The organism is Mesorhizobium sp. HAY1-8B (assembly GCF_056868045.1).
The window spans coordinates 4,860,190-4,873,209 of sequence record NZ_CP200321.1; the positions used below are offsets into that span (position 1 = coordinate 4,860,190).

12 protein-coding genes and 1 pseudogene are annotated in these 13,020 nt (G+C 61.8%); 5 read left to right on the forward strand and 8 right to left on the reverse strand.

Translation table 11 applies throughout. The features are described 5' to 3' along the window. The first annotated feature begins 195 nt into the window (after nt 1-195). The 5 genes from AC1VON_RS23320 (at nt 196) to AC1VON_RS23340 (ending at nt 5,883) form a co-directional block, all read left to right on the forward strand. Nucleotides 196-1,212: a substrate-binding domain-containing protein gene (locus AC1VON_RS23320; protein ID WP_483124999.1), complete on the forward strand. Its 1,017-nt coding sequence runs from the start codon at nt 196-198 to the stop codon at nt 1,210-1,212. A gap of 140 nt (nt 1,213-1,352) precedes the next feature. Beyond that, nucleotides 1,353-2,891 carry a sugar ABC transporter ATP-binding protein gene (locus tag AC1VON_RS23325; protein ID WP_483125000.1) on the forward strand — a complete coding sequence of 513 codons (1,539 nt, stop codon included), beginning with the start codon at nt 1,353-1,355 and terminating at the stop codon, nt 2,889-2,891. Further along, nucleotides 2,888-3,877 (forward strand): ABC transporter permease, encoded by a 990-nt coding sequence (locus tag AC1VON_RS23330; RefSeq protein WP_172350235.1) that lies wholly within the window; start codon nt 2,888-2,890, stop codon nt 3,875-3,877. The genes AC1VON_RS23325 and AC1VON_RS23330 overlap by 4 nt, the downstream gene beginning before the upstream one ends. Then, on the forward strand, nt 3,874-4,851 hold the full coding sequence (locus tag AC1VON_RS23335; RefSeq protein ID WP_172350234.1) for an ABC transporter permease: 978 nt from the start codon (nt 3,874-3,876) through the stop codon (nt 4,849-4,851). The genes AC1VON_RS23330 and AC1VON_RS23335 overlap by 4 nt, the downstream gene beginning before the upstream one ends. 12 nt (nt 4,852-4,863) lie before the next feature. Continuing rightward, entirely contained in the window at nt 4,864-5,883 is a 1,020-nt protein-coding gene (locus AC1VON_RS23340) for an aldo/keto reductase (RefSeq protein ID WP_483125001.1), read from the forward strand. Here the strand turns inward: AC1VON_RS23340 and AC1VON_RS23345 are convergent. The 8 genes and pseudogenes from AC1VON_RS23345 to arsB form a co-directional block, all read right to left on the reverse strand. After that, nucleotides 5,876-6,905: pseudogene (locus tag AC1VON_RS23345) on the reverse strand (L-idonate 5-dehydrogenase). The gene AC1VON_RS23340 and the pseudogene AC1VON_RS23345 overlap by 8 nt on opposite strands. A 10-nt stretch (nt 6,906-6,915) precedes the next feature. Then, nucleotides 6,916-7,863 carry a 2-hydroxyacid dehydrogenase gene (locus AC1VON_RS23350; protein ID WP_483125002.1) on the reverse strand — a complete coding sequence of 316 codons (948 nt, stop codon included), beginning with the start codon at nt 7,861-7,863 and terminating at the stop codon, nt 6,916-6,918. A 17-nt stretch (nt 7,864-7,880) separates the two neighbouring features. After that, the gene (locus AC1VON_RS23355; protein WP_246740680.1) at nt 7,881-8,450 is read right to left on the reverse strand and encodes a gluconokinase; all 570 of its coding nucleotides are present in this window, start codon (nt 8,448-8,450) and stop codon (nt 7,881-7,883) included. Next, nucleotides 8,419-9,186 (reverse strand): SDR family oxidoreductase, encoded by a 768-nt coding sequence (locus AC1VON_RS23360; protein ID WP_483125003.1) that lies wholly within the window; start codon nt 9,184-9,186, stop codon nt 8,419-8,421. Before AC1VON_RS23360 ends, AC1VON_RS23355 begins: the two co-directional genes overlap by 32 nt. 91 nt (nt 9,187-9,277) lie before the next feature. After that, nucleotides 9,278-10,270 (reverse strand): LacI family DNA-binding transcriptional regulator, encoded by a 993-nt coding sequence (locus AC1VON_RS23365; protein WP_172352961.1) that lies wholly within the window; start codon nt 10,268-10,270, stop codon nt 9,278-9,280. A gap of 485 nt (nt 10,271-10,755) precedes the next feature. Beyond that, entirely contained in the window at nt 10,756-11,490 is a 735-nt protein-coding gene (gene arsH, locus AC1VON_RS23370) for an arsenical resistance protein ArsH (RefSeq protein ID WP_483125004.1), read from the reverse strand. Beyond that, entirely contained in the window at nt 11,483-11,905 is a 423-nt protein-coding gene (gene arsC, locus AC1VON_RS23375) for an arsenate reductase (glutaredoxin) (protein WP_483125005.1), read from the reverse strand. Before arsC ends, arsH begins: the two co-directional genes overlap by 8 nt. Continuing rightward, nucleotides 11,902-13,011 (reverse strand): ACR3 family arsenite efflux transporter, encoded by a 1,110-nt coding sequence (gene arsB / locus AC1VON_RS23380; RefSeq protein WP_445299283.1) that lies wholly within the window; start codon nt 13,009-13,011, stop codon nt 11,902-11,904. Before arsB ends, arsC begins: the two co-directional genes overlap by 4 nt. Between the last annotated feature and the right edge of the window lie 9 nt (nt 13,012-13,020).

Genomic DNA, 13,020 nt, shown 5'->3' on the forward strand with positions numbered 1-13,020 from the left:
CTTGGCGCAGAGCGGTTGCTTGACTTGATATCGATAACATGTAACCACTAACAACATCGATCGTGCCGCATAAAACCAGGGAGGTTGATGCCCGTCTTCTGACCGGCATGGAGGCACATCGCAGAGAGCAACAAGGTGGACCTTCACGTGAAAGCGGCGTCGGTGCCGAATTGCACCAATAAGGGAGGAATTGAGATGTGCAGAAGGCTTATGCGGACTTTTACCGCGGGTACGCTGGCCGCGATGGCGGCCGGTGGCTTGATGATGAGCGGAGCGGCACAAGCCGCCGACTTCGAACTGGCCATGGTGATCAAATCGACCACCAATCCATACTACAACGCGACGCTGGCTGGCGCGAAGATCGCGGCCGAGGAGACTGGCGGCAGCGTCAAGAACTATGGTCCCACCGAAGCCAGCGCCAAGGCGCAGGTCGATATCATCAACAGCCTGGCCGATCGCCATATCCCGGCCATCGCCATCGCGCCTAACGACCCCGACGCAGTCGTGCCTGCCATGAAGCGCGCGGCAAAATTGGGCGCCAAGGTGATCACCTTCGACGCCGATGCCAGCGGCGGCCGCACCGTGTTCGTCAATCAGGCAACGAGCGACTCGATCGGGCGCTTCGGCGCGGAACTCCTGATCCGTGAACTCGGACCGGACCCGAAGGGCCAAGTCGCGGTGGTTTCGGCACAGCCGACCGCGGCGAACCAGAACCTGTGGATCGAGGCGTTCAAGGATGAGGTTTCAAAGCACCCGGGCCTTGAACTGGTCGACACCGTCTACGGCTACGACAATGAGCAGAAGGCATTCGACGCGACCGTTGCGTTGACGACCAAGTATCCCGACCTCAAGGGCATATTCGCACCGACCTGCCCTGGCCTGCCCGCGGTGGCGCGCGCGCTGGAATCCGTCAACAAGGGCAAGGGCCTGATCAAGCTTTCGGGCAATTGCGTGCCCAGCATCACCGCCGACTACATGCTCGATGGCACCATCGGCGGCTTCTACCTCTGGGATCCGAGCAAGCTCGGCTATGTCTCCTACTATGTCGCCAAGGCACTCGCCGAAGGCACGATCGAAGGCAAGCCCGGCGAATCGGTAACGGTGAGCAAGGGCAAGTGGCCGGGCACCTACACCATCGGTGACAATGGCCAGATCATCACCGGGACGCCTGTCGAATTCACCGCCAAGAACTACAAGGATTTTCCCTTCTAGGCGATTTCAGCATTAGACTTGTCGACGCGGCAGCTTTGCCGCGCCGACGGTCTGGAACATGGTATCGATCAAAGACGAGCGAGACCCGCTCCAGACGTGGCGCTCATGCAAGTGTGCGCCGACCAACAGAGCTTGTGCCCATGGTTTCCGCCCCCACCGTTGCCGCTCTCGAGCTGCATGACGTCAACAAGCGCTTCGGCACGGTCAATGTTCTCAGCGGCGTCGGACTGTCTCTCGAAGCGGGCCGTGTGCATGCGCTGGCCGGCGAGAACGGCGCCGGCAAGAGCACGCTGGTCAAGATTATCGGCGGCATCCATCGGCCCGACAGTGGCCGCATCGTCGTCAATGGCCAGGACGTTCATCTGGCCGGCCCGCTCGACAGCCAGAAGCGCGGCCTGGCGGTGGTTCACCAGCACCCTGCCCTGTTTCCCGACCTGACGGTCGCCGAGAATGTGTTCATCGGACGCCAGCCTCGCCGGCTCGGCGGTATCGATTGGCAACAGATGGTCGAACGGTCGCGTGAATTGCTGGCCCGGTTGAGCGTCGATATCGATGTGCTGTCGCCGGTGAAGCTGCTCGGCGTTGCGGAGCGGCAGGCGATCGAAATCGCCCGGGCGCTTGCCATCGACGCGCGCGTGCTCGTTCTGGACGAACCGACATCAGCCTTGTCGAGCCGCGAGGTCACGCGTCTCTTCGACGTTGTGGGGCGGCTGAAGGCCGACGGCGTCGCGGTTTTGTTCGTCACCCATTTCATCGACGAGATCCTCGACTTCTCCGACGACACCACCGTGTTGCGATCCGGCCGGCATGTCGTCACGGCGCCGACCAGGGATTTCACCGCCGAAACCATCGTCAGTGCGATGATCGGCACGAAACTGGAATCCTTCTATCCCAAGCAGGAAGCAACGATCGGCGATCCCGTCCTGGGCGTGCACGGTCTCATCGGCGCCAACCTTGTCGAGGACGTGAGTTTCGAGGTCCGGTCAGGCGAGATCCTCGGCTTTTTCGGTCTTGTCGGCGCCGGCCGTTCGGAAGTCGCCAACATGCTTTTCGGCATGATCGAGCCGGATGCAGGGACTATCACCATGGCTGGCGAGACGATCGCCCCGCGGTCGGCCCGGGAAGCGGTGGCGCATGGCATTTCGCTGGTTCCAGAAGACCGGCACAAGCAGGGACTGGTGCTGCAGTTTCCCATTCGCGCCAACGAGACCATGCCGATCCTGCGCAAGCTTTCGGGGCGGTTCGGCTTTATCGATCGTGGCCGCGAACGCCAGATCGCCAGCCAGTATGCCGAGCGCATGCGCGTGGTCTCCTCCGGCATCGAGCAGGTGACCGGCACCTTGTCGGGAGGCAACCAGCAGAAGGTGCTGTTGGCCAAATGGCTGATACCGTCGCCGAAACTGTTGATCCTCGATGAACCGACGCGCGGCATTGACGTCGGTGCCAAGTCGGAAATCCATCGTGTCATATCGCAGCTCGCGACAGAGGGGCTTTCAATCATTATGATCAGCGACGATGCCGGCGAACTGATCGGCATGGCCGACCGGATTCTCGTCTTCCGCAACGGCCGTATCGCCACCGAGCTGGCACGTCCCGAATTCGACCGGCAGCGCATGCTGTTGGCCGCCGCCCACGCCCCGCAGACCAACCATGCCCGCGTGGCGGAGCGGCAGGGATGAGTATGCTGGTGTCGCTGACAAGATCGCGCGAGCTCAAGCTGCTGCTTGTCCTCATCATCATCTGCATCGGCATCGCCTTGCGGGAGCCACGTTTTCTCGGCCTCCAGAATCTCGAACAGATCGCGCTTTCGGGCACGCTTTTATGCATTGTGGCGCTTGGACAGGCGCTTCTCATCATCGGTCGCCAGATAGACCTTTCGGTGGGCGCCATCGTCGCCAGCAGCGCCTTTGTCGCAACCGAATGGCTGTCGGGACATCCGGACAGTCCGCTGGTGCTTGTCTTCCTGATCGGCATCGGCGTCGGTCTTTTGCTCGGCGCCGGCAATGCCTTGCTGGTTGCGGGGTTGAGGATCCCTGCAATCGTCGCGACGCTCGGCACGCTCGCCATCTATCGCGGCGGCGCCATCGTCTATGCCGGAGGCCGCCAGATCTCGGCGACCATTCTACCTCCGGATTACGGTGCCTTCGCCCAGAAGACCATTGCAGGCCTGTCGCCGCTGATCTGGATTGCGATCGGCTTGACTCTGCTACTTGGCATTCTGGCGCGCTATGCCAGAACCGGGCGCAACATCTACGCGGTGGGAAGCAACAGCGAGGGGGCGGAATTCGCCGGCATCAGCGTCAGATGGCACAGCGCCTACCTGTTCCTGCTGTCGGGCGGCCTGTGTGGCCTGACCGGCGTGCTCTGGGGCGCCCGCTTCGGTACGATCGACGCGGTCATCGCGCCCGACCTGCAACTGCAAACAATATCGGCCGCTGTCGTCGGCGGCGTCAGCATCTTTGGCGGCAGCGGCTCGGTTTATGGCGCCGCCATCGGTGCCGCGATCTTTGTCGTGTTGCAGAATGGGGTCCAGCTTCTCGGCATGGACCAGTTCTGGCTTCAGGCCATGATCGGTGCCGCGATCCTGGTGACCGTGATCCTCTACAGCCGCATCACCCTTCGCGATGGCAAGACGCCGAGGCAGAAACGAGGAGATGCGCGATGACGGCATGGACACGTCTGCTGCGCTGGGAAAGCTTTCTGCTGGTGATCCTGATCGCCACGCTGGTCGTGGGTACACAGGTGTCGCCCTATTTCGCTACATCCTCCAACATCTCGATCGCGCTGGCCGGAATGGCGCCCACGGCAATCGTCGCGCTGCCGATGACGCTGATCATCATAACCGGCGAAATCGACATTTCGGTCGGATCCATGGTCGGCCTGTGTGCGTCGATCATGGCCATCTGTCTCGAACAGCATTTGCCGATCGAGACCGCGATGCTGGTCGGCGTCGCGGTCGGGGCCTTGGCTGGCCTGTTCAACGGCTTGATCATCGTCGGCTTCGGGCTGCCCTCGCTGGTGGTCACCATCGGCACGCTGGCGCTCTACCGGGGTATCGCGCAGATCCTGCTCAAGGAGCGTGGCGTGAGCGACTTCCCGGACTGGTACCAGGAGCTTGGCTTTGGCACCGTTGCGGGCACACCAGTGCCCTGGAGCATTTTGGTATTCCTGGTGCTGTTCGTGGGGTTTGCCCTCTACCTGCACCGTAGCCATGGCGGCCGAGCCATCTACGCCATCGGCAACAACAAGGTCGCGGTCGAATATTCTGGCATCAACGTGCGGCAAAAGATGCTCGTCATCTTCATCCTTTCGGGGATCATCTGTTCGGTCGCGGCAATCATCTTCACTGCCTATCTCGCGAGTGCGCGTTCGGACACGGCGATCGGGCTGGAGCTGCCTGTCATCACCGCCGTGGTGCTGGGCGGAGTGAACATTTTTGGCGGGTCGGGTAGCCTGTTTGGCGTTCTGCTCGCGCTTTTGGTGCTGGCCTTCGTCAAGAACATCCTTGGCCTGATCGGCATGACGCCGGAACAGCAGGATATCGTCACTGGCGCCGTGCTGGTCGGCACGCTGGTGGTGTTCGGCGGCATACGAAACCTCAATGACCTGCGCGTGTTCATGCGATCGCGCCACCTCTAGGAAACACACTCGATGGCCAGAACGCTTTCACGATCGAACACGATCGGTCGCTCCACCGTCGCGGTATCGCCACTTGGCGTCGGCGGCGGCCCCTTCGGCAATCTGTTCAGCAAGGTCGAGGATCGCGACGTCGATGCCGTGATCCAGAACGCCGCGGCAGCGGGCGTGGCTTTCTTCGACACCTCGCCATTTTACGGTTTTGGCCTGAGCGAGCGCCGCATGGGCGATGCGCTGCGCAATCTGCCGCGTGACAGCTTTGCCTTGTCCACCAAGGTCGGCAGGCTGCTCTACCCGCTGGCCGGCGGCATCAGCCAGCGTGCGCCTTCGGCCTTCTACGACAGCCCGATGCCCTTCGACTTCGTGTTCGACTACAGCTACGACGGTATCATGCGCTCGTATGAAGCGAGCCTGCATCGCCTCGGGCTCGGCAGGATCGACATCCTGCTGATCCATGATTTGTCGCGCGACATGCATTCTGCGGACGAGTATGCGAGGCACTTCAAAATCGCGATGGAGAGCGGCCTGAAAGCCTTGAGCGAACTGCGCTCGAGTGGGGACATCAAGGCGATCGGGCTTGGCGTCAATACGGTCGAACCTTGCCTCGAGTCCCTGCAGTACGGCGATATGGACGTCTTCCTGCTGGCGAGCCGATACACCTTGCTCGAACAGTCCAACACCGATGTGCTTTTCGACGAGTGCGTCAAACGCGACATTTCGATAATTGCCGGCGCGCCATTCAACTCCGGCATCCTGGTGACCGGCTCTAGCGTCGCAACCACGTATGATCATGCGCCGGCCACCGGAACGGTGCTTGAGCGGGTCGCTGCCCTGGAAGAGATCTGCCGGTCTCACGGTGTTGCCCTGCCCGCCGCCGCCCTGCAATTCCCGCTTCGACACAAGGCGGTTGCAGCCGTGCTCCCCGGCCTGCGCAACGGCAAGGAATTGTCGTCGGCCCTGTCCTGGTTCGGCGCCGAAATTCCGGAAGCCTTCTGGGATGATCTTGCGACGAATTTTCCTACCGGGATCAGTTGAAGTCTATCTGGACCTTCATGGCCTGCGAGCGGTCGCCGGCCAGATCGAACGCCTCGACCGCCCGATCGAGCGCCAGCGTGTGGCTGATCATCGGTTTCAGATCGACAAGACCCGAGCGCATGAACTCGACGGCAAGCGGGAATTCCTCGTGGAACCGGAACGTGCCATGCAGCCGCAATTCCTTCGCCGTCAGCAACTGCACGGGAACTCTCATGTCGCCGCCAAGACCAACCTGAACCACGACGCCGCGCGGCCGTACCACCGTCATGCCTTGCGCGAGCGCGGCCGCCGAGCCCGAACATTCGAACATGGCATCGAAATACCCCTTGTCCGGCAGGTAGGCATCGAGAGCGTCGGGGTTCGATGCGACGTTGATGGTGCGGTCGGCGCCAAGTTTTCCGGCCATCATCAGGGCGGCATCGGCGATATCGGTGGCGACGATCTCGATTGCTCCGGCGCGTCGCGCCTCGGCGATGGCAAGAATGCCGATGGGGCCGCAACCGGTCACCAGCACCTGGGCACCCATCAAGTCGCCCGCCTGACGCGCCGCATGAAGAATGACGGAGAAAGGTTCGGCCAGCGCCGCCTCGCCAGGGGTGAGACCCGATGCCGGCACGCACTGGACGGCATCGCAGTTCAGCAATTCGCGGAAGGCGCCCTGGATGTGCGGGAAAGGCATGGCCGACCCGTAGAACCGCATGTTCAGGCACTGGTTGCGCATGCCCAAGGCGCAATAGCGGCAATGGCCGCACGGGCGCGACGGCGAGATGGCGACCAGATCGCCAATCGCCAGCCCCGAAACGCCCTCGCCCAAGGCCGCGATGTGCCCGGACACTTCGTGGCCAAGGATCATCGGTTCCTTGAGCCGAACGGTTCCGAAGCCGCCATGCTGGTAATAGTGCAAATCAGACCCGCATATGCCGCCGACGGCAAGCCGGACCTGCACTTCGCCGGGACCGGGGAGAAATCTCCCGGTCGTCGATCCGTAGATCCATCTCCTGGTGAATGACGACGGCACGCATGGCTTTGGCCTTACAAGACTGGAGTGGGGAGCGCGCGACCATCGAAATGGGCGGCCAGATTGTCGAACACCAGTTTGCCCATCGCCCTGCGGGTTTCAACCGTGCCCGAGGCCTGATGCGGCTGGAGCAGCACATTATCGAGCGCAAGAAAGCGCGGATTGATCTTCGGCTCGCCGTCAAAGACATCCAGCGCGGCCGAGCCGAGCGTTTGGCTCTCCAACGCGTCCAGCAAGGCGACCTCATCGATGTTGGCGGCGCGTGAAATGTTGACCAGCATGCCTTCGGGGCCGAGCCTCTCGATCACTTGGCGCCCGACGATATGACGGGTTTTCGCCGATGCCGCCAGCGTGACGAAGAAGATATCCGACCGCGCAGCCAATTCGACTGGATCTTTCACATAGGTCCACTCGCCGGCATGCGCCTTTGGCTCGGGGCTGGAGTAGGCAATGTCCATATCGAAAGCCGCCAGCCGCCGCGCGACCTCGTAGCCGATCCGTCCAAGGCCGAGGATACCCGCCCGTTTGCCATGCACCCGCCGCTGCAGCGGATAGCCGCCCTTGCGCGCCCAATCGCCTGATCTCACCCAGTCCTCGCCACCGACGATGCCGCGGGCAAGCGCCAACATCATCGCGATGCCGAAATCGGCGACATCCTTGGTCAGCACGTCGGGGGTGTTGGTGACCCGGATGCCGCGCTCGCGCGCCGCCGCGAGATCGACCGCGTCGTAGCCGACGCCGTAGATCGAGATGATCTCGAGTTTGGGCAGCGCATCAATCATCTCGCGGCTGGCGCCAAGTTCACCGCGCGTTGCTATGGCCCTGACATTGGCGCCGTTTCTTCTGAGAAACGCCGCCTTGTCGGCAGCCTCGAAATAGCGATGCGTGACGAAGCGTTGGTTGAGCGCCTCCTCGTCACCGGCGGGATAACCGCCGACCTGTAGAATTTCCACCTTGGTCAAGTTTTCATCTCCAAAATCTAGGACTTCCCGCGCGCGCTGACCACAGCCGGTGCCCAGATGTCTTTCAGGAAACGCGCCGCGTGCGCGACGAGCACCTCGGGCGCAGCGCCAATGTCGATATCGATCGTGCGCAACTCGCCACGCGTGGACTCCAGCGTCGCCAACTGGCTGGCCAGAAGACGCGCCGGCATGAAATGACCGGTGCGACTGGCAAGTCGCTCCGCAAGCAGCGTCTGGCTGCCGGTGAGATGGATGAAGGCGAGCCCTTCAGCGTCGCCCCGCAGACGCTCGCGATAACTGCGCTTCAACGCCGAACAGGAAACAATCAAACCCTCGCCTTGTCTTGCCGCATCGCGCAGCGCATCGCCGATGCGATCAAGCCAGGGCCAGCGATCTTCGTCGGTCAGCGGAACGCCCCTCGACATTTTATCGATGTTGGACGCCGGGTGCAGGCTGTCGCCTTCGAGGAAGCCGACGCCAAGATGCTGCGCCAGGGCCGCGCCGACGCGGGTCTTTCCCGAACCGGAGACGCCCATCACCACGGCCAGCGCCGGTTCAGAGCGAGATCGAAATGCCGCCATCGACATAGAGCGTGTGTCCATTGACAAAGGATGACGCAGCGCTGGCGAGGAACACGGTGGCGCCGACCAGTTCTTCGACTTCGCCCCAGCGTCCCGCGGGTGTGCGTCCCTGCAGCCAGGTGGAAAACACCGCATCATCCACCAAGGCCTGATTGAGAACGGTCTTGAAATATCCCGGCGCAATGGCGTTGACCTGCAGACCGTATCTGGCCCAGTCGGTCGCCATGCCGCGGGTCAGATTGCGCACCGCGCCTTTGGTGGCCGTATAGGGCGCTATGTTGGGGCGAGCGAGCTCGCTCTGAACCGAACCGATATTGATGATCTTGCCTTGGCCACGCTTGATCATGTGGCGGGCAACCGCTTGACCGACATTGAACACGCTCGACACATTGGTGCGCAGCAGTTCTTCCCAGCGCTCCGCGGGAAATTCCTCCAGCGGCGCGCGATGCTGCATGCCGGCATTGTTGACCAGGATGTCGACTGGCCCGATGTCACGCTCGATCTCGTCTACTCCCTGCCGCGAAGCAGCATGGTCGGTGACGTCGAAAGGCGCCGAAACCACCGAATAACCATCGGCTGCGAGCCTGCCACATGCAGACTCGAGTGCAGTCGTCTCGCGTGCGTTGAGCACGACGGTGGCGCCATGCCGCGCCAGTCCCTCTGCGATGGCGAAACCAATGCCACGGCTGGAACCGGTCACCAACGCTCTTTTGCCGCTGAGATCGAAAAGTGGAGGGCGCAATGGCTTCCTCGTACATTGCAGTCGAATGATTTCAGGCAGTGTTTATGTTATCGATAACACTGTCAAGCGGGCTTTTGCCTGGGCGGAGCACTCAGGTGCTTTCGCGCTCGACAACGCGGAAGGACGTAAGCACGATTTCATGGTGGCGAGAGGTCTCCTTGCCGCCAAGGATTTGCACCACCCGCGCGGCGGCCTGCTGGCCGATGCCGTAGCAATCGACATTGACGGTGGTGATCCGCGGAAAGCAAAAAGCTCCGACCTCGTAGTCGCCAAAGCCGGCGATTGCGAGATCGCCGGGCACGGCCAGGCCACGGCGCTTGCACTCCATGAGGGCGCCGAACGCGGAAAGATCGGAAACGCAAATGGCGACTTCCGTGTCGGGCCAGTGTTCCAGCATCATCGCAATCGCCTGACCGCCTTGCTCGATGGATATTGGCGGAACGCCGAAGGACACCAATCGGCCGGGTGGCAGTCCCAACTCATCGAGAGCGCGGATGAAGCCCCTTCGGCGCTGGTCGCCGCGCTGGTCGCGCGCTGACGTCCCGCCAATGAAGCCGAACCGTCGGTAGCCGCGTCCGGCAAGCGTGCGGGTCAGCAGCGCCATGGCCTCTTCATTCGAAAAGCCCACAACCTGGTCAATCGGATCCGCTGGCAAATCCCATGTCTCCACGACAGGAATAGCCGCCATCTTGAGCATGCGCCGGGCGCGTTCGGTATGGACACCCCCGGTGAGAATGATGCCCTCGGGCCGACGGCGGAGCATTGTTTCGATCAATTCCTCTTCTTTCTGTTCCGAGTAGTCCGTGTATCCAAGCATGAGCTGCAAACCGGCGCGCTGGAGCTCTTCGGTGATCCCGCGTGCGGTGTCGGAAAAGTTGGAATTGTTAATGGATGGAACCAGAGCCGCGATAAAGCCTGTACGTCTTGACGACAGAGTGCCGGCCGTGTGGTCAAGTACGTAGCCGAGTTCGTTCACCGCCTTGAGGATTTTCTCTCGGGTCGCCCCGGAGACCTGGCCATTCTGTTTGAGCGCCCGGGAAACCGTCATGGTCGAAACGCCGGCAAGGCGCGCGACATCTGCCATCGTTGGCGCTTCCAGTTCTACAGTCTTTGAAATGGACGCCTTGGCCACTTTTCCACCCACGACAATTGCAAAACTATTGTTATCGATATCAGCGCAATATGGCAACTGCATCCGCCTCCCCCGGTTGATTGAGATTTTACGCGCAGTTGCGATGTTGAGCATCGCACAGAAGTATGGCCCGGATATCTTCAAAACATGGATCACCGATTACGTCGATGAGGCGAAAGGCGTCGCTGGATGACAGGAAGTCACCTTTGCTGATGCGATGAATGAAAAGGCGGGACCGCAAGAGTGGTAGCAGAGAGGCCGTTCAGTCGTTCCGAGGGCGCTGGCTAGAAAGATACGCGTTCGGAATCCGTGGTTGATCGGGACGTCCGCGTACAGAGCAAATGCAACCATGCCCAAGTGTGGAGGATCACGTGTGGGCACTTGCTACATACCCCAGTTCCGAAGTCACCATAATTTCGACTATTGTCGAAATATCCTCAGATCGAGCGCTGATTAACCCGCTTGGCGACTTCTTCCGCGCTTTCGACACGCTCCGAATAGCGGTCCGTCAGGTAGGCGGAACGGTCGCGCAGAAGGAGCGTGAACTTCATCAGTTCCTCCATCACGTCGACGATCCGGTTATAGTACGACGAAGGCTTCATCCTGCCGGCTTCGTCGAACTCGGCGAAAGCCTTGGCCACCGATGACTGGTTGGGGACGGTGACCATGCGCATCCAGCGGCCGAGAATGCGCAGCTGGTTGACCGCGTTGAAGCTCTGCGAGCCGCCCGACACCTGCATCACGGCAAGCGTGCGGCCCTGTGTCGTCCTGACGCCGCCCGTGGACAGCGGCAGCCAGTCAATCTGGGCCTTCATGATGCCGGACATCGAGCCATGGCGCTCTGGCGAGCACCAGACCTGACCTTCCGACCAGATGGAGAGCTCCCGCAGCTCCTGGACCTTGGGATGATCCGCAGTCGTTGAATCAGGCAGCGGGAGTCCCACAGGGCTGTAGATGCGCACCTCGGCACCAAGTCGGCGCAGGATGCGGGCCGCTTCCTCGGTGACGAGGCGGGAATAGGAGCGCTCCCGCAGGGAGCCGTAAAGCATCAGGATGCGGGGCTTGTGAATCGAGCGCGGCGCGTCCAGCAGAGCCTGCATGTCGATCGGCCGCAACTGCTCGCCGTCAATGTTGGGCAACGCGTCTTCGGCCACCTGGTTCTGTTCAGGCAATGCGCTTGCCCTTCGTATCGACGACGACTTCGCCATCCTCTTTGACGAATGGGCCGATATGCGGATTGGGCAGGATGTCAAGAACGGCTTCCGAGGGTCGGCCGAGAACTACGCCGAGAGGGGTGACGACGATCGGCCGGTTGATCAGGATCGGATGCGCCAGCATGAAATCGAGTATCTCGTCGTCGGTCCACTTGGGATCGCCGAGGCCGAGTTCGGCATAGGGCGTGTCCTTCTCGCGCAGCAAATCACGCGGCTTCATCTTCATGGCTGCAATAAGCTCGACCAGCCGTTCGCGAGACGGCGGGCTTTTCAGATACTCGATGACTTCAGGAGTCTCTCCCGACTGCCGGATCATGGCGAGCGTGTTGCGCGAGGTCCCGCAATCGGGATTGTGATAGATGGTGACGGTCATTTCGCTGCCTTTTCACTGGACATTGTGTTGCGCACCGCAGCCCCCTGCTCGTACCAGCCCTTGCTACGATTGACGATCCACACCACCGACAGCATGACCGGGACCTCGATGAGGACGCCGACGACAGTGGCGAGCGCGGCGCCCGAATTCAGCCCGAACAGCGCGATCGCGGCGGCCACCGCCAGCTCAAAGAAGTTCGAGGCGCCAATGAGCGCCGACGGACCGGCCACACAGTGCCGCTCGCCGGACACGCGGTTGAGCAGGTAGGCGAGGCCGGAGTTGAAATAGACCTGGATCAGGATCGGCACCGCCAGCAACGCGATCACCAGCGGCTGGGCGATGATCTGCTCGCCCTGGAAGCCGAACAGCAGCACCAGCGTCGCCAGCAGGGCAACCAGTGACAAGGGCTGCAGCGCGGCCAGCAGCGCATCAAGCCCGCGCTGTCCTCTGGTGGCCAGCAGGCGGCCTCGAACGAGCTGTGCGACGATCACGGGCAGCACAATGTAGAGCGCCACCGACAGCACCAGCGTGCCCCATGGCACGGTAATAGCCGACAGGCCGAGCAGCAGACCGACGATCGGCGCGAAGGCAACGATCATGATGGCGTCGTTGAGCGCCACTTGCGATAGGGTGAAGTTCGGTTCGCCGCGCGTCAGGTTCGACCAGACGAACACCATCGCGGTGCAGGGTGCGGCGGCAAGGATGATCAGCCCGGCAATGTAGGAATCGATCTGCACGGCTGGCAGCCAAGGCCGGAACAGCCAGCCGATGAACAGCCAGCCCAGCAGCGCCATGGAAAACGGCTTTACCGCCCAGTTGATGAATAGTGTCACGCCAATGCCGCGCCAATAGGTGCTAACGCTGGCAAGAGACGCGAAATCGACGCGCAACAGCATTGGCACGATCATCAGCCAGATCAGCACCGCGACGGGAATGTTGACCTTGGCGATCTCGGCGGACGCGATGGCGCCGAATACGCCCGGCAGCAAATGGCCGAGCGCGACACCAACGACGATGCACAACGCCACCCATACCGTGAGATATTTCTCGACGAACCCTATGCTAGGCCGCGCCGCCTCGCCGGCCTTCAAAACGTGATCGGTCATGATGGCTTT